Annotated in this window: 22 protein-coding genes; 18 read left to right on the plus strand and 4 right to left on the minus strand. The window is 62.3% G+C overall.

What is annotated here, in order from left to right; genetic code table 11:
• Positions 1 to 5 precede the first annotated feature (5 nt).
• The 3 genes from RCF49_RS01495 (at position 6) to tatC (ending at position 2,747) form a co-directional block, all read left to right on the plus strand.
• Positions 6 to 1,091 (plus strand): ABC transporter ATP-binding protein, encoded by a 1,086-nt coding sequence (locus RCF49_RS01495; protein ID WP_342642280.1) that lies wholly within the window; start codon positions 6 to 8, stop codon positions 1,089 to 1,091.
• A 147-nt stretch (positions 1,092 to 1,238) separates the two neighbouring features.
• On the plus strand, positions 1,239 to 1,931 hold the full coding sequence (tatB, locus tag RCF49_RS01500; RefSeq protein WP_342642281.1) for a Sec-independent protein translocase protein TatB: 693 nt from the start codon (positions 1,239 to 1,241) through the stop codon (positions 1,929 to 1,931).
• A gap of 15 nt (positions 1,932 to 1,946) precedes the next feature.
• Entirely contained in the window at positions 1,947 to 2,747 is an 801-nt protein-coding gene (tatC, locus tag RCF49_RS01505; protein WP_342642282.1) for a twin-arginine translocase subunit TatC, read from the plus strand.
• 48 nt (positions 2,748 to 2,795) lie between these two features.
• Here tatC and RCF49_RS01510 read toward each other — a convergent pair whose 3' ends face one another.
• Positions 2,796 to 3,827 (minus strand): DUF1835 domain-containing protein, encoded by a 1,032-nt coding sequence (locus tag RCF49_RS01510; RefSeq protein WP_342642283.1) that lies wholly within the window; start codon positions 3,825 to 3,827, stop codon positions 2,796 to 2,798.
• Positions 3,828 to 4,024: 197 nt separating this feature from the next.
• On the opposite strand from RCF49_RS01510, the gene eno reads away from it, so the two are divergent.
• Complete coding sequence (gene eno / locus RCF49_RS01515) at positions 4,025 to 5,308, plus strand: phosphopyruvate hydratase (RefSeq protein WP_342642284.1); 1,284 nt, start codon at positions 4,025 to 4,027, stop codon at positions 5,306 to 5,308.
• A gap of 508 nt (positions 5,309 to 5,816) precedes the next feature.
• Here eno and RCF49_RS01520 read toward each other — a convergent pair.
• Positions 5,817 to 6,023 carry a hypothetical protein gene (locus tag RCF49_RS01520; RefSeq protein ID WP_342642285.1) on the minus strand — a complete coding sequence of 69 codons (207 nt, stop codon included), beginning with the start codon at positions 6,021 to 6,023 and terminating at the stop codon, positions 5,817 to 5,819.
• Between the two features lie 975 nt (positions 6,024 to 6,998).
• On the opposite strand from RCF49_RS01520, the gene RCF49_RS01525 reads away from it, so the two are divergent.
• The 8 genes from RCF49_RS01525 to RCF49_RS01560 all read left to right on the plus strand — a co-directional run bounded on the left by RCF49_RS01525 (position 6,999) and on the right by RCF49_RS01560 (position 14,881).
• Positions 6,999 to 7,325 (plus strand): FtsB family cell division protein, encoded by a 327-nt coding sequence (locus tag RCF49_RS01525; protein WP_342642286.1) that lies wholly within the window; start codon positions 6,999 to 7,001, stop codon positions 7,323 to 7,325.
• Positions 7,326 to 7,458: 133 nt separating this feature from the next.
• Positions 7,459 to 8,553, plus strand: a complete 1,095-nt coding sequence (pdhA, locus tag RCF49_RS01530; RefSeq protein ID WP_342642287.1) for a pyruvate dehydrogenase (acetyl-transferring) E1 component subunit alpha — start codon at positions 7,459 to 7,461, stop codon at positions 8,551 to 8,553.
• Between the two features lie 154 nt (positions 8,554 to 8,707).
• Positions 8,708 to 10,147: a pyruvate dehydrogenase complex E1 component subunit beta gene (locus RCF49_RS01535; RefSeq protein WP_342642288.1), complete on the plus strand. Its 1,440-nt coding sequence runs from the start codon at positions 8,708 to 8,710 to the stop codon at positions 10,145 to 10,147.
• Between the two features lie 27 nt (positions 10,148 to 10,174).
• A complete protein-coding gene (locus tag RCF49_RS01540) occupies positions 10,175 to 11,602 on the plus strand; it encodes a pyruvate dehydrogenase complex dihydrolipoamide acetyltransferase (protein ID WP_342642289.1) in 1,428 nt (475 codons plus the stop codon).
• A 10-nt stretch (positions 11,603 to 11,612) separates the two neighbouring features.
• Positions 11,613 to 13,010: a dihydrolipoyl dehydrogenase gene (lpdA, locus tag RCF49_RS01545; RefSeq protein WP_342642290.1), complete on the plus strand. Its 1,398-nt coding sequence runs from the start codon at positions 11,613 to 11,615 to the stop codon at positions 13,008 to 13,010.
• A 115-nt stretch (positions 13,011 to 13,125) separates the two neighbouring features.
• On the plus strand, positions 13,126 to 13,380 hold the full coding sequence (locus RCF49_RS01550; RefSeq protein WP_342642291.1) for a GlsB/YeaQ/YmgE family stress response membrane protein: 255 nt from the start codon (positions 13,126 to 13,128) through the stop codon (positions 13,378 to 13,380).
• 20 nt (positions 13,381 to 13,400) lie between these two features.
• Complete coding sequence (lipA, locus tag RCF49_RS01555) at positions 13,401 to 14,396, plus strand: lipoyl synthase (RefSeq protein ID WP_342642292.1); 996 nt, start codon at positions 13,401 to 13,403, stop codon at positions 14,394 to 14,396.
• A complete protein-coding gene (locus RCF49_RS01560; RefSeq protein ID WP_342642293.1) occupies positions 14,396 to 14,881 on the plus strand; it encodes a type II toxin-antitoxin system RatA family toxin in 486 nt (161 codons plus the stop codon). Before lipA ends, RCF49_RS01560 begins: the two co-directional genes overlap by 1 nt.
• 20 nt (positions 14,882 to 14,901) lie before the next feature.
• On the opposite strand, the gene RCF49_RS01565 is transcribed toward RCF49_RS01560, so the two are convergent.
• Positions 14,902 to 15,411 carry a CinA family protein gene (locus RCF49_RS01565; protein WP_342644280.1) on the minus strand — a complete coding sequence of 170 codons (510 nt, stop codon included), beginning with the start codon at positions 15,409 to 15,411 and terminating at the stop codon, positions 14,902 to 14,904.
• A 10-nt stretch (positions 15,412 to 15,421) separates the two neighbouring features.
• Positions 15,422 to 16,600 (minus strand): bifunctional 2-C-methyl-D-erythritol 4-phosphate cytidylyltransferase/2-C-methyl-D-erythritol 2,4-cyclodiphosphate synthase, encoded by a 1,179-nt coding sequence (locus RCF49_RS01570; protein ID WP_342642294.1) that lies wholly within the window; start codon positions 16,598 to 16,600, stop codon positions 15,422 to 15,424.
• Positions 16,601 to 16,800: 200 nt separating this feature from the next.
• Here RCF49_RS01570 and dusB point away from each other — a divergent pair, with 200 nt between their 5' ends.
• From dusB to trkA, 6 genes are all read left to right on the plus strand, one after another.
• A complete protein-coding gene (dusB, locus tag RCF49_RS01575; RefSeq protein ID WP_342642295.1) occupies positions 16,801 to 17,814 on the plus strand; it encodes a tRNA dihydrouridine synthase DusB in 1,014 nt (337 codons plus the stop codon).
• Positions 17,811 to 18,938 (plus strand): two-component system sensor histidine kinase NtrB, encoded by a 1,128-nt coding sequence (locus tag RCF49_RS01580; RefSeq protein WP_342642296.1) that lies wholly within the window; start codon positions 17,811 to 17,813, stop codon positions 18,936 to 18,938. The genes dusB and RCF49_RS01580 overlap by 4 nt, the downstream gene beginning before the upstream one ends.
• A 6-nt stretch (positions 18,939 to 18,944) precedes the next feature.
• On the plus strand, positions 18,945 to 20,396 hold the full coding sequence (gene ntrC, locus RCF49_RS01585; protein WP_342642297.1) for a nitrogen regulation protein NR(I): 1,452 nt from the start codon (positions 18,945 to 18,947) through the stop codon (positions 20,394 to 20,396).
• Positions 20,397 to 20,648: 252 nt separating this feature from the next.
• On the plus strand, positions 20,649 to 23,099 hold the full coding sequence (locus RCF49_RS01590; RefSeq protein WP_342642298.1) for a sensor histidine kinase NtrY-like: 2,451 nt from the start codon (positions 20,649 to 20,651) through the stop codon (positions 23,097 to 23,099).
• A complete protein-coding gene (locus tag RCF49_RS01595; RefSeq protein ID WP_342642299.1) occupies positions 23,100 to 24,488 on the plus strand; it encodes a sigma-54-dependent transcriptional regulator in 1,389 nt (462 codons plus the stop codon).
• A 121-nt stretch (positions 24,489 to 24,609) separates the two neighbouring features.
• Complete coding sequence (gene trkA, locus RCF49_RS01600) at positions 24,610 to 25,989, plus strand: Trk system potassium transporter TrkA (protein WP_342642300.1); 1,380 nt, start codon at positions 24,610 to 24,612, stop codon at positions 25,987 to 25,989.
• The last annotated feature ends 6 nt before the right edge of the window (positions 25,990 to 25,995 follow it).

Genomic DNA, 25,995 nt, shown 5'->3' on the forward strand with positions numbered 1-25,995 from the left:
CCCCAATGCCGGAGGATCGCGCAGTCCGCCAAGGTGCCGCGCTCACCTTCGAACATGTGAGCCACGCTTACGGTGATGTTCTGGCTCTTTCCGATGTCTCCTTCGCGCTTGCGCCGCAGGAGATCGTTTGCCTGCTGGGACCTTCGGGCTGTGGCAAGACCACTTTGCTGCGCATAGCCGCGGGGCTCGAGCATCCGACATCGGGCTCGGTCCGGCTGGGCTCACGTGAATTGACGGGACCCGGCGTGATGATCTCGCCGGAGCAGCGTGGCATTGGCCTGATGTTCCAAGATTACGCGCTGTTTCCTCATATGAACATCCTTGAGAATGTTGCCTATGGGCTGAAGCGCCTTGGCCGCGATGCCGCCCGTCGTGAGGCGCTTCTGGCCCTGGAGCGCGTCGGCATGCGCAGCTTCGCCAAGGCTTACCCTCATGAGATCTCGGGAGGTGAGCAGCAGCGTGTGGCTCTTGCGCGTGCCATCGCACCCAAGCCCGGCGTCCTTCTCATGGATGAACCCTTCTCCGGCCTCGATCAGCGTCTGCGGGATGCGGTGCGCAGCGAGACGCTGGCGTTGCTCAAGGAGATCGGCGCGAGCGCGTTGCTTGTCACCCATGATCCCATGGAGGCCATGCGCGTTGCCGACCGCATTGCATTGCTGCGTGCAGGCCGATTGATCCAGATCGATCATCCCGAGGCCTTCTATCGCCGCCCGGCAGATGCGCAGACCGCGCGCTTTTTCAGTGATGTCAACGAGCTTATCGGCACGGTCAGAAACGGACGCGTTGAAACCGCGCTCGGGCACTTCGCGACGAATTTGCCGGAGGGCGCCGCAGCTCAAGTGCTCATCAGGCCGCAAGGCATCAAACTTGCATCGGACGAACCGGGATCTGCGGACCGAGCTGCCGAGCCGCAGGCGCAAGTGGCTGATCTGCGCTTCTTCGGTGACGTGAACCTGGTCACCCTTGCGGTTGCCGGCCTTGATGCACCGTTGATTGCAAGGCTTCCCGCGGAGCAGGCGGTCAGCAAGGGCGAACGGGTCCGGCTGCGCTTCCGCGACCAGCATGTGCTGGTCTTCCCAAGCAGCGCGTGAGGTTTGCGCAGAGCCGGAGTGGAGGCTTGCCTATGCCACCATGTCGCAGCGGGCTCTGCGAGTTGCGGAGCCAGAGCCGATCCGCGATAATATGACAGCGCGGCGGGTGGCACTGGCTGACGGCTCTGCGTCAAGGTAAGCAAGGACATGTTTGAAATCAGTGCGACCGAACTCCTGGTGATTGCCGCGGTGGCGCTCGTGGTTATCGGGCCCAAGGATCTGCCCGACATGCTGCGCGGGCTAGGGCGCTTCGTGCGCAAGCTGCGCAACATGGCCGGCGATTTCCAACGTCAGCTCGACCAGGCGGGCTTTGAAGATGTGCGCAAGGGCTTCGAAGAGGTCCGCAGCCTGACCTCGCCCTCCGGCGCCATCGCCCGCACCATCGCCTCGTCTCTCGAACAGGCCGATGCAAAGACCACCGTGGAGCAGAAGGCCCTAGGGCCGGCGCAGTCATCCACCGAGACGGACGGCACCTCGGCACAAAGCCCGGCGACACAGGCGGGGGTAACCACGACGCTCGCGCGGGTTTCCGAAGCGGGGACTGCCGGCATTACGGATGCGGGTAGCGCAGGTGCGAGCACCGGCGCTGAGAACACCCCAGCAGCGAGCGCCGCGCCGGGACAGGCAACGGCTGCAACCGGAACCTACCAGGGCACGACGGCAGAGCCTGCCAGCGCGACGGCGCAGGACAATTCCATGGCCGCATCCCCGCCTGAGAGCGTCGCGCCAGTAAGCTCGCCACAAGCACAAGCGGAGCGCGAGACCGCGCAAGCCCGGGCCAGCGCGGCAGCTTCTGATCCGGTCACGGCAAATTCGGGCTCCGCACCAGGTACCGCTTGAGGCGAACGGGTTTCCATGACCAAAGACGATATTGACGCCACGCAGGCTCCACTGCTCGACCATCTGATCGAGTTGCGATCGCGCTTGATTAAGTCGCTGCTCGGCTTGCTGGTCGCCTTCCTGGTCTGCTTCTATTTCGCAACCACCATCTTCAACATCCTGATTTGGCCCTATGAATGGGCGGTAGGGGATTCAACCCAGGTGCGCCTGATCTATACGGCGCCGCAGGAATATTTCTTCACCCAGTTGAAGATCGCGCTCTGGGGCGGCGTCTTTCTGGCTTTCCCGGTGATTGCCTCCCAGATCTACATGTTCGTGGCGCCGGGCCTTTATAAGAACGAGCGCCAGGCCTTTCTGCCCTTCCTCGTGGCGACCCCCTTCCTGTTCCTGCTTGGGGCGGGGCTCGTCTATTTCTTCGTGCTCCCCATGGCGCTGGCATTCTTTGCCAGCTTTCAGCAGATGGGCGGGGGCGATGCCATTATCGAACTCTTGCCGAAGGTGAGCGAGTATCTCGACCTCATCATGACCCTGATGCTCGCCTTTGGCATGTGCTTCCAGCTGCCGGTGATCCTCACCCTGCTTGTCAAGGTGGGGCTGCTGAGCGCCGAGACGCTGCGCTCGAAGCGCCGCTATGCCATTGTCGTAGCCTTTGTCCTGGCCGCCGTGCTGACACCGCCCGATCCCTTCAGCCAGGTCGGTCTCGCTCTGCCGCTCATCGGCCTCTACGAGGTCTCGGTTCAAGTGGCGCGCATGATCGAAAAGCGCAGGGACGCTGAGGCTGCGGCCCGGGAAGCCAATGAGGCGGGGGAGGCCTGAGCGTCAGGCGCTCCCCATCATGCCGGCTCGATGGGCTTGTCCTTCGGCTCAGCTTGCCGGGCTGACCAGGCTTTGCGCGGCATCATCCCACCGCCAGCAGCGTTGGTTGGTCAGATGGGTGCCGCCCCACCAGCGGTCTATCTCATTCTCGACCACGTGATCAGCTTGCCCTTCCAGCACCGCCCGCCCGAAATCGGTGAGCGAGAGCTCCGCGAAGAAATAGGCGTTCAGCCGGTCGGCATCCGGGGCCTGTGGGATCATGATTTCCGGTGTGAAGCTGTCAGACATCTCGCAATGAATATCACGGAAGCGCTCGGGTATTCCTGCGATCAGCGGTTCGGCCGTGAAGCACAGTCCGTCGAGCCGGCTCCAGAAACTCCAATCGCCCAGGAAAACGGCCGTCTCGCTGCGCTGATTGTCGAGGAACAACGACTGCGGTGTCGTATGGCCTTCCGCAAGCGCCTGCAGCATGCGCCGCTCCGTGCGGCTGAGCCCATCCCTGGTGCCCGGCAATTCTTCGATCGCGCGCAACATCGCCGAGCGCAGGAAGGGAAAGCGCGCGAGGTCGGGATCCGTCGACAAAGCCGCCCAGGCCTCGGGGGTCGAACTGCAATAGGCAGTCCACACCTGGCTTGCGATCTCGAAATCGGTTTCGGTCAGGCTGCGCTTGGCCCCGGCAAAGCGGATGATCGTCTCCGCCGCGTGGCGCCCCAGATAGTCATTGGCCTGAACGAGATGCACATTGGTCACCGCCCCCCTGCGGTTTAGCGCATCGAGCGTTTGAAAGAGCTGGAGCTGATCATAGAGATCATGCTCGAACCACAATTCCACGGGCTGTCCCGGCGTGATTGCCTCGAGCTGTTCGCGACGCGCAGCGAATTCGTCTTCGATCTCGTGCAGAGGCACCGCAAAAGCATCGCTCAGAAAGGCCGCCCGGATCTCATCCAGCGTCGCAAGATCGCTCGTCAGCGGAACGGGGCCATCGACCAGCGTGTCCCGCCAGGGAACGATGGTGGTGGCGATCCCTGCCGTCTTCAACGTATCCGCGACGATGTCGCCGTTGGTGATGATCAACGTCATTCACTGAACCTCTTTGTCCATGGGGTTCGTGACAATGACGGGAAAATGCGACCATTCCGCGGCTTCTTGCACGTCCTGAAAGGAGCAGCGCAGACGTCCCGCGCAAAACTTGCAAGGTCCACGGCCTGTTCCCCTTCACCGATCCACTCGCCACCGTTATAGAGACCCCTTGAGCGATCCCAATTGCTGGAGTTCCCATGACCGCCATCATTGATGTTACAGCGCGCGAGATCCTGGATAGCCGCGGAAATCCGACCGTCGAAGTCGATGTGGTTCTTGAGGATGGATCCTTTGGGCGCGCGGCCGTTCCCTCAGGCGCATCCACTGGCGCGCATGAGGCGGTCGAGCTTCGCGACGGCGATGCGGCGCGTTATGGTGGCAAAGGTGTCACCAAGGCGGTTGCGGCCGTGAATGGGGAGATCTTTGAGGCGATCGCCAATTTCGATGCCGAGGATCAGATCGATATCGACCGTACGCTGATCGAGCTGGACGGGACCGACAATAAATCCCGCCTGGGCGCCAATGCCATTTTGGGGGTGTCGCTTGCCGTCGCGCGCGCCGCGGCTGAGGCAAGCGGGCTGCCTCTTTATCGCTATGTCGGCGGGGCATCGGCGCGCACCTTGCCCGTACCGATGATGAATATCGTGAATGGCGGGGCTCATGCGGACAATCCCATCGACATCCAGGAATTCATGATCATGCCCGTGGGCGCGCCGAGCTTCTCTGAGGCGTTGCGGGCCGGCGCCGAGATCTTCCACCGGCTGCGCAAGGAGCTGAAGGACGCCGGCCACAACACCAATGTGGGCGATGAGGGCGGATTTGCGCCCGACCTGTCATCGACCGAGGAGGCCCTCGGCTTCATCATGCGGGCGATCGAGATTGCCGGCTATAAGCCGGGCGATGATGTGTTCCTGGCACTCGACTGTGCCTCGACCGAGTTCTATCGGGATGGCCGCTATCATCTGGAAGGCGAGGGGAAGGTGCTAGATGTCGGTGGCATGACCGACTATCTCGCCGATCTCGTCTCGCGCTTCCCGATCATCTCGATCGAGGACGGCATGGCTGAAGACGATTGGGAAGGCTGGCAGGCCCTGACCAAGCGCCTCGGCGAGACGGTGCAGCTCGTGGGCGATGATCTGTTCGTCACCAATCCCGCCCGTCTGCGCGATGGCATCGCCGCCGGCACCGCCAATGCCATTCTGGTCAAGGTCAACCAGATCGGCACCTTGACCGAGACGCTCGAGGCGGTCGAGATCGCGCATAAGGCATCCTATCGTGCGGTGATGTCCCATCGCTCCGGCGAGACGGAGGACAACACCATTGCCGATCTCGCCGTTGCCACCAATTGCGGACAGATCAAGACAGGATCCCTCGCGCGCAGCGATCGGCTGGCGAAATACAATCAGCTCCTGCGCATTGAACAGCAGCTCGGGACGGCCGCAACCTATGCCGGACGCTCCGTGCTCAAGGCCCGCTCTTAAGACTGCGAAGGGCAGGGGCGGCCTGCCCTTCGCCTATCATGTTCCTAGATCAACGCCCCCACAGGCCGTCCCCGTGATGATGGGCATCATAGGCCGGCGGCTCCTCCAAACGGAGCGAGCCAGTATGATATGCCGGCGGCGGATTATGGTAGCCCAATTCTAGCGGAGGCGCACTCGGCGCCGGGTGAAAAGCCGGGCGCGGTGCGGTGACCGACTCGCTCAGGGGCCGATAGGCCCCGGGGGTACCTAGTGAGCTTCCGCCATGTGTGGAAAAGGAATAACTTCCTGAACTGCCGAATAGCATAGAGTGGACCTCGTCAATACAACTGTTCCCGCGGTCACCTATTGCGAGCCTCGACGCGAGTTAGGGCTGCACGAATAGAGTATGCCGGGGCGAAATGGCGCCGCCTCGACCTCCGGACCCGCATTGGGCGGGGCTTTGGGGTGGCGGCAGGTGCGAACCTGGGAAGGATCCGTGGCGGCCCTTCCCAGCGATCCGTTTAGACGGTCAGCGGTGGCCCCACAGCCCATCATTGTTATGATGAGCGGTTTGGGTCACAGAGTGGGCATTGCGATCGAAATAAGCGAAGTCGCTGTGGCCGTGGTCCGTAACAGGATGAGCATTCGCGATCGCTCGCACATCCAGCGGTTTGTTCATCATCTCACGGGTGGCGTCGGACAGTTGGAAGTTAAATGGGTTTTTACCTGAAAACATCGTAAATTTCCTTTTAAATGTGACCTTCATCAAGTCGTTTGGTAGCTTTACTGTTCAAAGTGGTTCGATAGACCTTTGAAACAGTGGGCAGTTACTATGAAATCTGCCTGGTTTATGCATGTTAATATTTTGTCACTTGTTATCTGTTCACTTTTCGACGAGCGACCAGCGAGATTTGCCGGCAAACCCATTTTGCCATCCAGCCGCAAGTGAAGCGCGGACATATTGCCCGCTAGGTTTCGAGCCCCGCGCTCGCACCGACGGCGGTGGCACGCCAGAATTTGCTGCTTGAAAGCGCGGCTGCTAGCCGAAGGACCCGCCAACATCCCTTGCCCGTAGAGTCCGAAATGATCGGCATGGTGCGAGGACCCGGCAGGCTCCGACCAGAGACCACCTCCATGTCCGCTCTGACGGGAAAACAGTCCATGCCCGCCGCTATTCTGATTGTGAGAGTGAAGCACTTGGTAGGACGGTGGCAACAAGGCCTTCGAGGACTTCTCATCGTCATAGGAGGGTGGCGCGCCAAACAACCCCAGCACTTTCGATTTGTCATAGGTAGGCGCGGCCGACTTCATTCTTTCACTCTGGTCGGGATGATCCTTCATAAAGACGTAGCGCGGATAGAGCGGTTGTCCTGTGGGGCCTGTGGAAGGTGGTGGACATGATCATCATTTACTGACGGGCGAGTGCTCGAGGAAGATCCGCCCGCCACCAAGGACGCCGCATACTGAAAAAACGCAATGCTGATTTCCTTTCAACGACAGCCAATGCCACGCTCATCGAACCTGAAGGCTGCCCCTCTCGATCGTCGTGGGCAGCACGAAGGCGGTATGGGTGGAGAAGGGGAAATATGCGCTGCCGAATGAATGCACAACTTAAAATTGTGTAAAGGGTCGATCCCATGCCCCACCTCGATAACGGCTTGCTAACCCTGTGCTGGTATTGAAACCTGGTCCTCCTCAGCGTCTGTGTGCCATGCGTTTCAAATCCAAATCGGCAATCCTGTTCATGCTGGCTGCGATCGGCACCTTGGGATATTTTACCTGGCATGGCCTCCACGGCAGCCGTGGCGTCGAGAGGGTGGCTGAGCTCAGGCTTAAGGTTGAGCGCCTGGAAGGCGAGCTCGCTCAGCTGAAGGAGCAGCGTCTGGCTCTCGAGCGGCGCGTCGTTTTGCTTCGTCCAGAGAGTATCGATCCTGACATGCTCGATGAGGAAGCGCGAGCATTGCTCGGCTTCGTTCACGAGAATGACCGATCGATTCCCCTCGACCGCAGCGGTGGCGTGGCTGCCTTTGCCGAATAACCTTAATCCAGTTAATCTGAAAATATACAGCAGAATCAGCAGCTTGATCTGATTTGAACAGGCCTACATCCCTATAGCTTTGAAGCATCGAAGGCGCTATCCTCTCGCCACGATTATCGCTTGGGAGATGTCGATGGTGGCGCGCAAGGCCAAACCTGCAAGCACAACCCGCGAAGCCAAGAGCGAAGCGAGGAAGCCGGCCAGAAGCACGAGGACAGCGAAGACTACGCAGCCCCAGCCTCCCTTCGGCGTTGCTGACCTCACCCGGGATCAAGAGCTTCAGGCCCTGACCGATATGCTTCTGATCCGGCGTTTCGAGGAGAAGGCCGGACAGCTCTATGGCATGGGCTATATCGGCGGCTTCTGCCATCTCTATATCGGCCAGGAGGCCGTGGTCGTCGGCATGCAAATGGCGCTGAAGCCGGGCGATCAGGTCATCACCTCCTATCGCGATCACGGCCATATGCTGGCAACCGGCATGGACCCGAAAGGCGTGATGGCCGAACTCACCGGCCGCCACAGCGGCTATTCCAAGGGCAAGGGCGGCTCCATGCATATGTTCAGCCGCGAGAAGGCCTTCTTCGGCGGCCATGGTATTGTCGGCGCCCAGGTGCCGATTGGCACCGGGCTCGCTTTCGCCAATAAATACCGGAATTCCGACGCGGTCTCGCTCACCTATTTCGGTGAAGGTGCCGCGAACCAGGGCCAGGTCTATGAAAGCTTCAACATGGCCTCCCTCTGGAAGCTGCCGGTGGTCTACATCATCGAGAATAACCAATATGCCATGGGCACCTCGGTCAGTCGGGCCGCGGCACATGCCGAGGAGCTTTGCCTCCGCGGCACGGCCTTCGGCATTCCCGGCGAGCGGGTCGATGGCATGGATGTGCGCGCCGTGAAGGCGGCTGGCGATTACGCGGTCGACTACTGCCGGTCGGGCAAGGGGCCGATCATCCTGGAGATGCGCACCTATCGCTACCGCGGCCATTCCATGTCGGACCCTGCGAAATACCGCACCCGCGACGAGGTGCAGCGTATGCGGCAGGAGCATGACCCGATCGAGCAGGTGCGCAAGCGCCTCCTTGAAAAAGGCCTCGCAACCGAGGACGACCTGAAGGAGATCGACCGCAAGGTTCGCGAGCGCGTCACCGAGGCTGCCGAATTTGCGCAATCTGCGCCCGAGCCGGATCCATCGGAGCTTTGGACGGATGTCTATGTCGAGAGCGCTTGATGCGGGGTCGATGGGCGGGCATTGTCCCAAGGCTCATGCCGCGCCCCGGCATTCGCCGCCTTTCGGTGCCCCGCAGGATCGAACCTCACACAGGCGCGGATTTCTCCCGCGCTGAAGCCGCCACCCCCAATTGTCTGTCGGCAGGATAATCCGCATGCCCATTCCTGTTCTGATGCCGGCCCTCTCTCCGACCATGGAAGAGGGCACCCTCGCAAAATGGCTGGTCAAGGAAGGTGACAAGGTCTCATCGGGCGATGTCATCGCCGAAATCGAAACCGACAAGGCCACTATGGAGGTCGAGGCGGTGGATGAAGGGACCGTCGGCAAGATCCTCGTGGCCGCCGGCACCGAGGGCGTCAAGGTGAACACCCCGATCGCCGTGCTGGTGGCGGAGGGGGAGGATGCATCAGCGCCTCTGCCTGAACGCGATGCTCCCAAGCCAGCCGATGAGCCGTCGACCGCCTCGCCGGAAGCGGTGGTGGAAAAGGCACCCTCCGAGGGCTCGGGCTCACGCCCCGTTGCGGAAAGCCACGGCCGGCCGGCCGCCCCCGGTGGGGAAGCGCGCATTGGAGCGGCAGTTGCCGGTGATCCCGAGATCCCTGAGGGAACCGAGCTCGTCTCGATGACCGTGCGCGAGGCGTTGCGGGATGCGATGGCGGAAGAGATGCGGGCCGATGATACGGTCTTCGTCATCGGTGAGGAGGTCGCCGAATATCAGGGCGCCTATAAGGTCACGCAAGGCCTGCTCGATGAGTTCGGTGCGCGCCGGGTGATCGATACGCCGATCACCGAGCATGGCTTCACGGGCCTCGCGGTCGGGGCGGCCTTCGGCGGATTGAAGCCGATCGTCGAGTTCATGACCTTCAATTTCGCCATGCAGGCCATGGACCAGATCATCAATTCCGCGGCGAAGACCCTTTACATGTCCGGCGGCCAGATGGGTGCGCATATGGTGTTTCGCGGGCCCAATGGCGCAGCCGCGCGCGTTGCCGCCCAGCACAGCCAGGACTTCTCGTCCTGGTATGCGCATATCCCCGGTCTCAAGGTGATCGCGCCCTATACGGCAGCGGATGCGAAGGGATTGCTCAAAGCCGCCATTCGCGATCCCAATCCTGTGGTCTTCCTTGAGAACGAGCTGCTCTATGGCCGTGCTTTCGAGGTGCCGAAACTCGATGATTGGGTGCTGCCCATCGGCAAGGCGCGCATCGCCAGGCAGGGCAAGGACGTCACTCTCGTTTCCTATTCGATCGGCATGCAATATGCGCTCGAAGCCGCCGAGAAGCTGAGCGCCGATGGTATCGAGGCCGAGGTGATCGATCTGCGCAGCCTGCGCCCGCTCGATATCGACACGGTGATTGCCAGCGTGAAGAAGACCAATCGCTGTGTCACCGTCGAGGAAGGCTGGCCGGTCTGCTCGATCGGCTCGGAGATCGCCGCCCAGCTCATGGACAAGGCCTTCGACTGGCTGGACGCCCCGGTGCTGCGGGTCAATGGCAAGGACGTGCCCATGCCCTATGCTGCCAATCTCGAGAAGCTGGCACTGCCTTCGGTCGACGAGGTGATCGAGGCCGTGCACAAGGTCATCTATCGCTGATATCCCTCTTCGCTCAGGACGCTGCCCATGCCCACGCCCATTCTCATGCCAGCGCTCTCCCCCACCATGGAAGAGGGAAAGCTCGCGAAATGGCTCGTCAAGGAAGGCGACAAGGTTGCCTCTGGCGACGTGATTGCGGAAATCGAGACCGACAAGGCCACCATGGAGGTCGAGGCGGTGGACGAGGGCACAATGGGCAAGATCCTCGTTCCCGCCGGCACCGAAGGGGTAAAGGTCAATGCGCCGATCGCGGTCCTTATCGCTGAGGGTGAGAGCGCGGATGATATTGGTGAGGTTGCTGGACAAGGGAAGGCGGAGGCCGCACCGAAGCCCGAACCGGCCGCCGCGGCCCCGCAACGCAGCGAGCCGCAACCAAGCGCGCGCGCTCCGGCAGCACCGACACAATCGCGGCGGCAAGAACCCGTTTCCCAGCCGGAAAAGGCGGAAGCGCCCAACAAGCCCAGCGCGGCCGCGCCGCAAGAGCATGACGGCCACGAGCGCATCTTTGCCTCACCTCTGGCGCGCCGCCTCGCCCGGGAAGCCGGCCTTGACCTTGCAACCCTCAAGGGATCGGGACCTCATGGCCGCATCGTGAAAGCGGATATCGAGCTTGCCGCCCGCGGAGGCCCCCTCGCAAGGCAGCCCGCCGAGGCTCCGGGCGAGCCGGCCACTGGCGCACCGGCTCCCGCAAAAGCGTCAAGCGCGGTCCCGAGCATGTCCGATGCGGAGATCCGCAGGCTGTACGAGGAGGGCTCCTACGAGCTCGTTCCCCATGACAGCATGCGCCGGACGATCGCGCGCAGGCTCACCCAGGCCAAGCAGACCATCCCGCATTTCTATCTGACGGTGGATGTCATCATCGATGCGCTGCTCGAAACCCGTACCCGCCTGAACGCGCGCGCGCCGAAGAACAAGGAGGGGTCGCCCGCTTACAAGATCTCGGTCAATGACTTCGTCATCAAAGCGCTCGGCGTTGCCCTGCAGCAGGTGCCCGATGCCAATGTGACCTGGACCGAGGAGGGGCTTCTCAAGCATCGCAGGTCCGATGTGGGTGTGGCGGTTGCCATTCCCGGCGGGCTGATCACGCCGGTCGTGCGCAATGTGGAGGCGAAGGGGCTCGCGACCATCTCTCAGGAGATGAAGGACTATGCCGCCCGCGCGCGGGCCCGCAGGCTCAAGCCCGAGGAATATCAGGGCGGCACCACGGCGGTCTCCAATCTCGGCATGTATGGCGTGAAGGACTTCGCGGCAGTGATCAACCCGCCGCACGCGACCATTCTCGCGGTGGGGGAGGGCGAGAAGCGGCCGGTCATTGTCGATGACGAGATTGTCATTCGCACCGTCATGTCGCTCACCCTGTCGACCGACCATCGCGCTGTCGATGGTGCGCTCGGGGCAGAATTCCTGCAGGTCATCAAGTCCCTGCTCGAAGACCCCACCATGATGCTGGTATAGGATGAAGCCCATGGCCGAGACTGCCTTCGACGTCATCATCATCGGCTCCGGGCCCGGGGGCTATGTCACCGCCATTCGCTCCGCCCAGCTCGGCTTCAAGACGGCGGTGATCGAGGAAAAGCATCTCGGCGGCATCTGCCTCAACTGGGGCTGCATTCCCACCAAGGCGCTCTTGCGGTCTGCCGAGGTCTATCACCTCATGCAGCACCCCGGCGATTATGGCTTGTCGGCGGAAAAAGTGAGCTTTGATCCGGCCGCGGTGGTGAAACGCTCGCGCAACGTGGCTGGACAGCTCAACCGCGGCGTCGCCCATCTCCTGAAGAAGAACAAGGTGACCGTCATCGATGGCCACGGCCGGCTCGATGGCCCAGGCAAGGTCATTGTCTCGAAGGATGGCAAGGAGCAAGGCCGCTATATCGCCAAGCATATCATCCTGGCAACGGGTGCCCGGCCACGGGCATTGCCGGGGCTCGAACCTGACCAGAAGCTGATCTGGACCTATTTCGAGGCCATGGTGCCGCAAGAGATCCCGAAGTCGCTCCTGGTCATCGGCTCTGGCGCGATCGGCATCGAATTCGCATCCTTCTACCGGACTATGGGTGCAGACGTCACCGTCGTTGAAGTTCTGCCGCAGATCTTGCCGGCGGAAGATGCCGAGATCGCTGCCCATGCGCGCAAACGCTTCGAGAAGCAGGGCATCAAGATCATCACCTCTGCGAAAGTCGAGAGCCTCAAGAAGGGCCAGAACACTGTGACGGCGGTGATCGATGACGGCAAGAACCGCCAGGAGGTCACCGTTGATCGGGCGATTTCGGCGGTTGGCGTCATCGGCAATGTTGAGGATATCGGCCTCGAGACCACCAAGGTGAAGACCGAGCGCGGCATCATTCTCTGTGACGGCTTCGGGCGCACCGCTGAGCCGGGCATCTATGCCATCGGCGATGTGGCAGGTCCGCCTATGCTTGCCCATAAGGCCGAGCATGAGGGGGTGGTCTGTATCGAGAAGATCGCCGGGCTCGACCCGCATCCCCTGGACAAGCTCAAGATCCCCGGCTGCACCTATTGCTATCCGCAGGTTGCTTCCGTCGGCCTTACCGAAGCCAAGGCCAAGGAGCACGGGTTCGATCTGCGCATCGGCCGCTTTCCCTTCGTCGGCAATGGCAAGGCCATAGCGCTCGGTGAACCGGAGGGAATGGTTAAGACCATCTTTGACAAGGCCACGGGCCAGCTGCTCGGCGCGCACATGGTCGGCGCGGAAGTTACCGAGCTGATTCAAGGCTTTGTCATAGCCATGACCCTGGAGACCACGGAGGAAGAGCTGATGCACACGGTCTTCCCCCATCCGACCCTGTCTGAGATGATGCACGAGTCGGTGCTTGACGCTTATGGACGGGTCATCCACATGTGACCCTGGCGTTTGCGACGCAGGGTCACAAGCCTCGATGCGTCACATGCGCCATGCGCAACACCGTCACGGGCATGAACCGTGGCATGGGATATGCTTGAAGAGAGGAGCGGGGGTGATGGAGGGCGTCGGTTGGATCTCCTGGATCATTATCGGCATCATAGCGGGCTGGATTGCGGAAAAGGTCATGGACCGCAGCCATGGCCTGTTCACCAATTTCCTCGTTGGCGTGATCGGCGCCGTGATCGGCGGCTGGATTGCCCGCACCGCAGGCCTTCAAATCGCCCCCGGCTGGATCAGCTCGCTCATCGTGGCCACGATCGGCGCGATCATTCTGCTGTTCCTGCTCGGCATCTTCTTCCGCAAGCGATAGCAACCCGCGCGGCACATTGAATGGTTACACTCGTCAATACACTGGAGCGGCAGACGGCGCGGCACCCGGAAAAGGTGCATCGCCCTGACAATCCGGTTCTGCGCAAGCCCGACTGGATAAGGGTGCGGGCGCCTGGCTCGCCCGTCTACCAGGAAACGCGGGCGATCGTGCGAGAGAACAAGCTGGTCACCGTATGCGAGGAGGCCGGCTGTCCCAATATCGGCGAGTGCTGGTCGAAGAAGCACGCAACCTTCATGATCATGGGTGAGATCTGCACCCGTGCTTGCGGGTTCTGCAACGTGCGCACCGGGCTGCCTCTGGCCCTTGATCCGGAGGAGCCCGCTCATGTCGCCGATGCGGTCTTCAAGCTCGGGCTCTCCCATGTGGTGATCACCTCGGTCGACCGGGACGACCTGCCCGATGGTGGCGCACGCCATTTCGCCGAAGTAGTCCGGGCGGTTCGCGCCCGCAATCCCGCGACCACCATCGAGATCCTGACGCCTGATTTCCTGCGCAAGGATGGCGCGCTCGAAATCGTCGTCGCGGCGCGGCCCGACGTGTTCAACCACAATCTCGAGACAGTGCCGGCCCGCTATCTGCGGGTGCGGCCAGGCGCCCGCTATTTCCACTCGTTGCGGCTTTTGCAGCAGGTGAAGGAGCTCGATCCTTCGATCTTCACCAAGTCCGGCATCATGGTGGGCTTAGGGGAGACCCGCGACGAGGTGCTCCAGGTGATGGACGATATGCGGGCAGCAGATGTTGATTTCATCACCATCGGGCAGTATCTGCAGCCGACTCGCAAGCATATCGCGGTCGACCGCTTTGTGACGCCTGACGAGTTCAAGGCCTATGAGCAGGTGGCCTATGCCAAGGGTTTCCTGATGGTCTCATCGAGCCCGCTCACCCGCTCCTCTCATCATGCCGGTGAGGATTTCGTGCGGCTCCGCGCCGCGCGAAATGCCAAGCTCGCCCGCAAGCCCGAAGCGGGCCCCAGGCCCGAAGCGAAGCTGATCTGATGCGCCACTTCAAGACCAGCTACCGGATGCCCTACAGCGCGGACCACATGTTCGCGCTGGCCGCCGATATCGAGAGCTATCCGGAATTCGTGCCGCTTTGCGAAAAGGCGGTCATTCACAGTCGCGCGCCCTTGGGCGAAGGACGCGAGATCCTTAGGGCCTCCCTCAGCGTGGGCTATGAGAAGCTGCATCTCAACGAGACCTTCCTGAGCGACGTGACGCTCGACCCCGATCGCGGCCATATCCGCTCGGTCTCCTCGACCGGTCCCGTCAAGCAGCTTGAGGCCGACTGGCTGTTCGTGCCTCTCACCGAGACAGCCTCCCGCATCGATTTCAACCTGTCCTACCAGATGCGGTCCATGGCCTTGCAGATGCTGATGTCGATGATGTTCGACAAAGCCTTTCAGCGCATCGCGCATGCCTTCCGCTCGCGCGCTGATCAGATCTATGGCAACAGGCTGAAGCCCCAGGTCGCGAGCGTCTGAAGCGACTTGCGCACGCCCGGTCACGCGGTGGCGCTGGTCTCGCGTAGCTGCTCGGCAATGAGCACCAGGGCAGTCCTCACGCTCAGGATGCGGATGCGATGGCGTCCCTGGTTTCCAAACAACATGCGCCGATGGAGCGTTGGCTTGCCCTTGGCCGCGCAGGCCAGGTGAACGAGGCCCACCGGCTTGGCCTCGCTGCCGCCGTCGGGCCCTGCAATGCCGGTGACGCTCACCGCAATATCCGCGTGGGATCGCTCGAGCGCACCCTCCGCCATGGCCCGCGCCACCTGCTCGCTCACCGCGCCATGGGCCTCGATCATGTCGGCGGGAACGCCAAGCAAACCAATCTTTGCTTCGTTGGAATAGGTCACGAAGCCACAATCCATATAGGTTGAGGCGCCCGGAAGTTCCGTGAGGCAGGCGGCAATCAGCCCGCCTGTGCAGGATTCGGCGGTGGCAAGCATCATGCGCCGGCTGGCGCATTGCTCAATCACGGCCTGTGCCTCGCGAACGACCTCATCCTCGAACATGCTCATCTCTTCACCTCAGCGGCAACCGAACCAATGCGGTTGCATAGGCTACCATGCCTTCTTTGCGTCCGATGAAACCCATTTCTTCATTTGTCGTTGCCTTGATCCCGACGCGGTCGGTGGTCACGCCCAGCATGCGGGCAACCGCCTCCTTCATTTCTGCCAGATGTGGCTTGATCTTCGGGGCTTCGCTCACCAGCGTGATGTCGCAATTGGCGATAAGCCCGCCGAGCGCCTTCACCTTGCGCACGGCCTCCTCGACGAACACCGAGGAAGCGGCCCCCTTCCACTGGGGATCGCTGGGTGGGAAATGAACGCCGATATCGCCTTCGCCGATCGCACCGAAGATCGCGTCGGTGAGGGCATGCAGCGCCACATCCGCGTCTGAATGGCCCACAAGCCCGTGGCTGTGCGGGATGCGCACGCCGCACAGGGTCACATGATCGCCCGGGCCGAACTGGTGGACATCAAACCCATGGCCCACGCGGATATCGGCCAGTGCCGCCCATTGTTCCTGGCGCAAGCGGGCATCCGCTGATGCGATGTCTTCCGAGGTGGTGAGTTTCACGTTCTGCCTTTCTCCGGAAATGACCGCGACGGGAATGCCGGCCCATTCGGCAAGAGATGCATCATCCGTGAAATCGCGGTGTTCACTTCTTTTGGCGCGGTCATGGATCTCGATGATGGCGTTGTAGCGAAAACCCTGGGGCGTCTGGGCCCCCCACAGGCCGTCCCGGTCGATGGTTGCCACAATTGTCCCATCGCGCGTGACCCGCTTGATGGTCTCCGCGATCGGTAAGGCAGGGATGACAGCTGTGTGCTCGCGCAGGGCTGCCACCACGTTTGAGATCAAAGCCGGGCTCACGAAGGGCCGCGCCCCGTCATGGATGAGCACGCCGTCCGGAGCATAGGGCTCCAGCGCGCTCAGCCCGTTGTGGACCGAGCCTTGGCGAGTATCCGCACCCGTCACGAAAGGCAACAGATCGAGCCCGCTGAGTGCGTCCTGGCAGATGGGCAAATGGTCCTTGCCAATCACCACCTGCACCTGACTGATTTCGGGATGATCGAGGAAGGCCTGAACCGTGTGGCGCAGCACCGGCACCGCACCGATCTCCTGATATTGCTTGGGCAGGGGGCCGCCGGCACGAATGCCTGAACCTGCAGCGACGATGAGGGCAGCAATGACCATGGGTCTAAGACATGCCTTTCCTAGAACAGACGAGACTGAGGCTTTATACGATCTGGCGCAAAAGTCGACCGGTGCGACGAGCAAACCGCTCTGCGGCATGGCGCCCCCGGGCCAGGCCATCCATCGCTCGCGACTTGCTCTTCCCACGCAATTGCTGCAGATTGCTCACCAGTTAATCGGGACTGCCAGTTGCATAAAATATGAGCATTCGTATCGGGCCTCTTCAGCTGCGCAACCGGGTGCTCCTCGCCCCGATGTCGGGGGTCACAGATCTTCCCTTTCGCCGCCTTGCCTGCCGGCTCGGCGCGGGTCTCGTCGTCTCCGAAATGGTGGCGAGCGAGGCCTTGGCGCTCTCGAATGCCGAAACCCTGCGCCGGGCTGCGGGCGCGGGTGAGGTCTCTCCGCTCGTCATCCAACTTGCCGGGCGTGAGGAGCGCTGGATGGGGGAGGGGGCCCGCATTGCGGAAAGCCTCGGCGCCGATGTGATCGACATCAATATGGGCTGTCCCGCCCGCAAGGTGACGAACGGTCTATGCGGCTCGGCCCTGATGCGCGATCTTGATCATGCGATACGGCTGGTGCGCGCAACCATCGCGGCAACCAGCCGGCCGGTGACCCTGAAGATGCGCCTCGGTTGGGATGAGGCCAGCATCAATGCGCCCGAGCTTGCGCGCCGGGCCGAGGCTGAAGGCGTGGCGCTGGTGACCGTCCATGGCCGCACCCGCTGCCAATTCTACACGGGCCGGGCCAATTGGGCGGCCATTCGCGCTGTCAAAGAGGCCGTGTCGATCCCCGTGATCGCCAATGGCGATGTCGGCACCATCGAGGATGTGCGCCTCATGCTTGATCAGTCCGGCGCAGACGGAGTGATGATCGGCCGCGGCGCCTATGGGCGTCCCTGGGCACCCGGCGTTCTTGCCGAGGCGCTCGATCCCGGCCGCGGCCGGCCGATGCCGAGCCTTGCCGAACAGCACGCGCTGATTGCCGAGCACTATGAGGCGATGCTCGAGCATTACGGACGCGAGATGGGCATTCGCTGCGCCCGCAAGCATCTGGGCTGGATGGTGGAGGTGCTGCGGGACGCAGGCTATGTCTCCGAGGGTGGAGCGGCAATGTGGCGCCAACGGCTCTGCAGCGCTACAGATCCGGCCGCTGTCCGTGACGGGTTGGCGGCGCTCTACGGCGAGCTCCCGGGCAGGAAAGCCGCGGCATGATCGCAAGGAGCGCCAAGACTCTGCCGCAGCGGGAGGCGACGGAAGCCGATATTCTGCTGAGCGCCTTGCCCGATCCCTTGCTCACGGTCGATCAAGACGGGCGGGTGCTGTTTGCCAATGTTGCCGCGGAAGGCTTCTTCCAGACCAGCACCCTGCTCCTGAAGCGTCATACCTTGGCCGAGCTCGTGCCGTTTGCAAGCCCGCTACTAGCCTTGGTCGAGCAGGTGCGCCAGACCGGCGCGAGCATCCGCGAATATGCGGTCGATGTCGGCACCCCGCGAACGGGCGGCGAGCGGCTGGTCGACCTGCAGGTCGCACCAGTGCCCGAGCGTGCAGGCGTGGTGATGATCGTCCTGCAGCCGCGCTCCATGGCCCATAAGATCGACCGTCAGCTCACCCATCGCAATGCGGCCCGCTCCGTGACCGGCATGGCCTCCATGCTGGCGCACGAGATCAAAAACCCGCTCTCGGGGATCCGGGGCGCCGCCCAGCTCCTGGAACCGGGCCTGTCCGACGAGGACCGCGCATTGACACGGCTCATCTGCGAGGAGACCGACCGGATCTGCACGCTCGTTGATCAGATGGAGGAATTTGCCGATGAGCGGCCGGTCGAGCGCGCGCCGGTGAATATCCACGCCGTGCTCGATCATGTGAAGGCGGTCGCGCTCAGCGGCTTTGCCCGCGGGCTCAAGATCAGCGAGGAATACGACCCCTCGCTGCCGCCGGTCCTCGCCAATCGTGATCAGCTCGTGCAGGTCTTCATGAACCTGGTGAAGAATGCCGCCGAGGCGATCAAATCCGAAGGCGGCTCAGGTGATATCATCTTGTCCACCGCCTTCCGTCCCGGCATGCGCCTCAAAGTGCCGGGAACGTCGGAACGGGTGACCTTGCCGCTGGAATATTGCGTCCACGACACCGGCCCGGGCATCCCGGAAGAGCTGATGCCGCATCTCTTCGACCCGTTCGTCACCACCAAGCCGTCTGGCAAGGGCCTCGGCCTCGCCCTCGTCGCCAAGATCATCCGCGACCATGGCGGCATCGTCGAATGCACCTCCCAGGATGGACGCACCACCTTCCGCATTCTTATGCCCATGCACCATCAACCGCGCCGCGAGGAGGGCTGAGGCGTAATGCCCGCCAAGACCATTCTGCTTGCTGATGATGACACCGCGATCCGGACTGTGCTGAACCAGGCCCTGGGGCGCGCCGGCTATATCGTGCGCTCGACCGGCAATATCGGCACGCTGTGGAAATGGACGGCGGAGGGTCAGGGCGATCTCGTCATCTCCGATGTGATGCTGCCCGATGGCAATGCCTTCGACATGCTGGTCCGGGTGAAGCGCCACAGGCCCGATCTGCCGGTCATTCTCATGAGCGCCAAGAACACCATCATGACCGCGATCACGGCGGCTGAGCGGGGCGCCTATGAATACCTGCCCAAGCCCTTTGACCTGAACGAGCTTCTGGCGGTGACCGCCCGAGCGCTTGACCAGAGCAAGCGCAAGCCGGCGCAGACCGACGCTGTCCTGAGCGAGGAGAAGCTGCCGATCATCGGCCGCTCCCAGGCGATGCAGGAGATCTACCGGATCATCGCCCGTCTCACCCAGACCGATCTCACCGTCATGATCATGGGCGAATCCGGCACGGGCAAGGAGCTGGTCGCCCGGGCGCTGCACGATTACGGCCGCAGGCGCAAAGGCCCTTTCGTTGCGGTGAATATGGCGGCAATTCCGCGCGAGCTCATCGAATCCGAGCTGTTTGGCCATGAGAAGGGGTCATTCACCGGCGCGCTGACCCGTTATGCCGGCCGGTTCGAGCAGGCTCAGGGCGGTACGCTGTTCCTCGACGAGATCGGCGACATGCCCATGGAGGCGCAGACGCGGCTGCTGCGCGTCCTGCAGCAGGGCGAGTTCACGACCGTCGGTGGCACCCATCCGATCAAGGTGAACATCCGCATTATCGCCGCCACTCACCGCGACCTCAAGGCTCAGATCGCGCAAGGTCTGTTCCGCGAGGATCTCTATTTCCGCCTGAATGTGGTGCCCTTGCGCCTGCCGCCCTTGCGCGAGCGGCTGGAGGATATCCCCGACCTCGTTCACCACTTCCTCGGCCTTGCCGAACAGCAGGGCTTGCCGGCGAAGCAGATCGAACCCGAAGCCATGGAGCGGCTGAAGGCCTATCGCTGGCCGGGCAATATTCGCGAGCTTGAGAACCTCGTACGGCGAATAAGCGCGATCTATGTGGATGAAGCGATCACCGCGCGCATGATCGAGCAGGAACTGGCCGATGTGGAGGAGCCGCAAGGGCCATCCCCCGTCCGCGAGGCCCAGAGCCTGTCCGAATATGTCGAAAATCATCTATCGGAATATTTCGCACGCTATCGCAACGGCTCACCGCCGCCCGGCCTCTATAATCGCTTCCTGGCGGAGGTCGAGCCGCCTTTGATCAGCGCCTCACTTGCCGCGACCAATGGCAATCAGATCCGCGCCGCCGAACTGCTCGGCATCAACCGCAACACCCTGCGCAAGAAGATCAGGGACTACGGGATCACCGTGGTGAGGTCCCCCTTGCCCCAGCGCTGAGGCGAGCCGCAACAGCGCGCAACGCGCGCCCCCTGCTCACGCTTCTGTGGCATGAGCGCAACAATACTGTTGGATTTTCGCAACAGAATCGTCTATGACCTTGCCTTGGGGACGGGGCCGATTCAAAACTGCGGGAACAGGGGCAAATCGGCAGGGCACTGAGCAGCGTCATACGTTGGCGCCGTAAGTTACTCGTGCCTCCGAGCATGCGCGGAACGTGCGCTTTGCACCCTCGCAATCAGAGCGAGGTTCATGGTCGTCGGGGTCGAAACAGCGAGACTGCCTGCTGCGGATTCACCGCGTCGTCAGGTCAAGATCGAGGCAGCGCCTAACCAGCGCCGGATCCCAGCCAAGCTGGGCATCTTCCTGGTGGTCACCTCGATCATCACCGGTCTTGTCACCTATTCCATACTCACCGGGCTGACGCCGCTCGAGCCCACGCCGGACCTCATTGTCACACTGCTGGGGGTGAACCTCCTGCTGGTCGGCACCATGGCTGGCATGATCGCTTGGCAGGCCTATGTGCTCTGGCAGGCGCGCCGGCAGGGGATCGCCGGGGCGAGCCTTCATATCCGCATCGTCTCGCTGTTCTCGATCATCGCCGCCCTGCCGGCGATCATCGTGGCCCTGTTTGCGACCGTCACCCTCAATCGGGGGCTCGATACCTGGTTCTCCGACCGCACGCGCCAGATCGTCGATACGGCCGTGAACGTGGCCGAGACCTATATTGCCGAACATGGCGAGGTGATCAGGGGCGATGTGGCCGCGATCGCCTCCGACCTCAGCCGCAGGCGTGCCGAGTTCGACAGCGATCGGGAGCAGTTCACGCGCCGGCTGGCGACCCATGTGGCCATTCGCGGGCTCGCGGCTGCCTATGTCATCGACAGCGATCGCCGGCGCATCGAATCAAGCGTCACCATCAATGATCAGATCCAGTTCCAGCCGCCGACGGAGATGGAGCTGTCGAAGGCCGCGCAAGGTGATCTGGTGGTGGATGGTCCCGGCCGCAGCAATGTCATTCGTGCGCTTCTCAAGCTCGATGGCTTCAACAATTCCTATCTCTACGTGCTGCGACTGGTGAACCCCAAGGTCATCGAGCATTTGCAGCGCACCCGCGAAGGGGTCATCGCCTACGAGGCGATGCAGAACCAGCGCACCGGTGTGCAGGTGACCTTCGCGCTCATGTATATCGGCGTCTCCTTCATCTTCCTTTTGGCCGCGGTATGGCTGGGCCTGTGGCTCTCTGACAGGCTCGTCGAGCCCATCGTGCGGCTGGTGGATGCGGCGCGGCGCGTGTCATTGGGCGAGCTCGATGTGAAGGTTCCGGTCAAGCGCTCGGAGGGCGATCTCGCAACGCTCGGGCGCACCTTCAATCGCATGACGCGTCAGCTCAAGTCGCAGCATGGCGAACTGATCAATGCGAATGTGCAGCTTGATCTGCGGCGACGCTTCACTGAAGCCGTGCTCTCCGGCATCAGCGCCGGCGTGCTCGGGGTTGATCGGACCGGCTACATCACCCTCGCCAATAGCGCGGCCCAGAGCCTTCTCCATAAGAGCGAAGACGAGCTGACCGGAACCCTAGTCACCGATGCGTTGCCCGAGCTCGACGAGCTGTTCAGAAAAGCCTTGAAGAAGCGCTCGGGCTCAGCCGAAGGGCACATCAACACCCGTGTGGATGGGGAAGAGCGCAATCTGTTCGTCCGCATCACCACGGAGCGCGCCCGCGAGGACGAGCAGGGCTATGTGGTGACGATCGACGATGTGACAGAACTGGTCTCTGCCCAGCGCAATACCGCCTGGTCCGATATTGCCCGCCGCATCGCCCATGAGATCAAGAATCCGCTGACGCCCATCCAGCTCTCGGCCGAACGCCTGCGCCGGAAATATGCCAAGGAGATCAGAACCGATCCCCAGGTCTTCGAGCAATGCACCGAGACCATCATCCGCCAGGTTGGTGATATCGGCCGCATGATCGATGAATTCTCGGCCTTTGCGCGCATGCCGAAGGCGGAGCTCGAGACCGCCGATCTTGCCACGGCCGTCAAGGAGGCCATGGTCCTGCAGCGGGTATCGAGCAGCGACATCGATATCGATGTCATTGTTCCCGACGAGCCGCTGCTGGTCGGCTTTGACAGGCGCCTGATCACCCAGGCGATCACCAATCTCGTCAAGAATGCGCGCGAGGCGGTCGAGGCCAGGCTGCAGAAAGACCCGCGCCATCGTGGCCGCATCGACGTGAGGCTCGGGCGCGAGGGCGATCATGTGGTCATTGGGGTCGCGGATAACGGCATCGGGCTGCCCAAGGATAACCGGCAGCGGCTGCTTGAGCCTTACATGACCACACGGCAGAAGGGTACGGGTCTCGGCCTTGCCATCGTCAAACGCATCATGGAAGAGCATGGCGGACAGATCACCCTGTCCGATGCTCCCGCCGATTACGACGGCGGCGCATTGGTGAAGCTCATCCTGCCCGCGCAGGGAGCCACATCAGCCGTCACAGCAGAACTGCAGGCGGAAGCACACACATACGACCCGCAGATCGTGCCATTAGCCGTGCCGTTGAATGAACAGGAGCAGATGCCAGTCGCGACAGATCCGCAGACGGCGCTGCTTGAAGCCTCGCCAGCCGAGGCCATCGAGTGGAGAGAGAAGAGCGTGACAGGGGCGGTCAATCGAGAAACCGAGAACGAGAGGGACCAATAGATGGCTTCGGATATTCTCGTCGTGGATGATGAGGCCGACATTCGGAATCTAATTGCCGGCATTCTGGAAGATGAAGGGTATGAGGCACGTCTCGCGCATGACAGCGACAGTGCATTGGCAGCGATCCAGGATCGGCGACCATCGCTGATCATCCTGGATATCTGGCTGCAGGGCTCGAAACTGGATGGGCTTGATCTTCTGAACGTGATCAAGAAGAACCATCCCGACCTGCCGGTCGTGATCATTTCGGGGCACGGCAATATCGAAACGGCGGTTTCCGCAATCAAACGCGGGGCCTACGAATATATCGAGAAGCCTTTCAAGGCCGACCGGCTCATTCTGGTTGTCGGCCGGGCGCTCGAGGCGAGCCGTTTGCGCCGCGAGAACGAAGAGTTGAAGGAGCGGGCAGGGGCCTTGGCCGAGCTGATCGGCGAGTCCGGCGTCATGCGGCAGCTGCGCCAGCTCGTGAAGAAGGTGGCGCCCACCAACAGCCGCGTGATGATCTCAGGCCCCCTTGGATCAGGCAAGGAGCTGACCGCGCGCGTGCTGCATGCCTGGTCCCATCGTGCAAATGGACCATTTGTGATCCTGCCGGCCGCGACCATGGCGCCCGAACGCATGGAGGAAGAGCTGTTCGGGGTGGAAAATCCCGATGGCACCCTCGCCCGGGTGGGTGCGCTGGAGGAGGCCCATGGCGGCACCTTGTTCATTGACGAGGTGGCGGACATGCCGATCGAGACCCAGGGCAAGATCCTGCGCGTCCTGGTCGATCAGAGCTTCCAGCGGGTGAACGGCTCGAAGCGGGTGAGGGTGGATGTGCGCGTCGTGTCATCGACCTCCCGCGACTTGCCGCGGCTGATCGAGCAGGGCCTGTTCCGCGAGGATCTCTATCACCGGCTGAACGTGGTGCCTATCCGGGTGCCCTCGCTTGGCGAGCGGCGCGATGATATTCCGGCGCTGGTCCATAGCTTTTCCCGTCAATATTCCGCAATCTCGGGACAGCCGCTGCGCGAGATCGCGGAGGATGCGCTCGCGATCCTGCAGACCCTGGACTGGCCTGGCAACGTGCGCCAGCTCCGCAACAATGTGGAGCGGCTCATGATCCTCGCCGGCGGCGAGCCGGGCACGGAGATCAACGCCTCCATGTTGCCATCCGAGCTCGGGGGCGTGATGCCGCCCTTGGCCAATGGCAACGGCGCCGAGCAGCTCATGTCGCTGCCGCTGAGGGAGGCGCGTGAGATTTTCGAGCGGGAATATCTTGCAGCCCAGATCGCGCGATTCGGCGGCAATATCTCCAAGACGGCAACCTTTGTCGGCATGGAGCGCTCGGCGCTGCACCGCAAGCTCAAGCTTCTCGGCGTGGGCGAGAAGACGCTCGAGTTGCATTGATAGAGCGGAGCGGGCGGGTCCCACTCGCCCGCCCGAGGCCGTTCTGGCCCCAAGCCGCAGTGGAGCATGATCGCGAGACGCGAGGCTTGTCGATCATGCTCGAACAGGACACATTCCCTACATGAAAATCCTAATTTGCGGCGCCGGGCAGGTCGGTCGCGGCATTGCCGAGCGCTTGGCCAATGAAGATAACGACGTTACCATCATTGACCATTCTCCAGGTCTCATCCAGGCAGTCACCGACAATCTGGATGTCCAAGGCATTGTAGGCCATGGCTCGCATCCCGATACGCTGGAGCGGGCAGGGGCTCGGGATGCCGACATGATCATCGCCGTCACCTTCACCGATGAGGTGAACATGATGGCGTGTCAGATTGCCCATTCCTTGTTCGATATCCCCACCAAGATCGCGCGGGTGAGGGCTCAGGCCTATCTCGACCCGCAATGGCGCAACCTCTATTCCCGTGAAAATCTCCCCATCGACGTCATCATCTCGCCCGAGACGGCGGTAGGCGAGATGGTCCTGCGCCGGCTCGCCCTGCCCGGCGCCTTCGAGGCGGTCCATTTCGTCGACGAGCTTGTCATCGCGCTCGCCATTCGCCTCAACGACAATTGTCCGGTGGTCGACACGCCGCTCAAGCAGCTGACCGAGCTCTTCCCCGATCTGCAGGCGACTGTTGTCGGCATCGTCCGCAACGGCAAGCTGTTCGTGCCGCATGGGGCCGACCAGATGCTTGTGGGGGATGATGTCTATGTCATTGCCGACCGGACTCAGTCTGAACGGGTCCTTGGGCTGTTTGGCCATGAAGAAAAGCCGGCGCGCCGCGTCGTCATTGCCGGCGGTGGCAATATCGGACTGTACGTCGCGCGCAAGCTCGAAGAGCGCTATGGCCGTTCCGTCCACGTCAAGATCATCGAGAAGGACCGCTCACGCGCCGATTTCATCGCCGAGGATCTCAAGCGCACCATGGTCCTCTATGGCAATTCGCTCGAGCAGGAATTGCTGCTGGAAGCCGGTGCCCAGGATGCGGATGCCTTCGTTGCGCTCACCAATGATGACAAGGTGAACATCCTCTCGGCGGTGCTGGCCAAGAACGAGGGGGCCGAGCAGAGCTTCTGTCTGGTCTCCAGCGCCGATTTCAATCCGATCCTCGGGACGCTGGGCATCGACACCTATATCAGCCCGCGCGCGGTCACGGTCTCGAGCATTCTCCGCCATGTACGGCGCGGCCGCATTCGCGGAGTGCACCCGATTCAAAGCGGGGATGGCGAGATTCTCGAAGCCGAAGCGCTCGAGACCTCGCCAGTGGTTGGCAAGGCGGTCCGCGACGCCGGGTTGCCGGATGGCGTGCGAATCGGCGCCATCGTGCGTAATGGCAAGGTGTTCATCCCCAATGGCGCCACCGAGATCAGGCCGCGCGACCGTATCGTCATTTTCGCCATGGCTGGCCTAGTGCGCGATGTCGAGCACCTCTTCCGGGTGAGCCTCGAGTATTTTTGAGGCGGA

This window comes from Rhodoligotrophos sp. CJ14 (assembly GCF_038811545.1).
Lineage (GTDB): Bacteria > Pseudomonadota > Alphaproteobacteria > Rhizobiales > Im1 > Rhodoligotrophos > Rhodoligotrophos ferricapiens.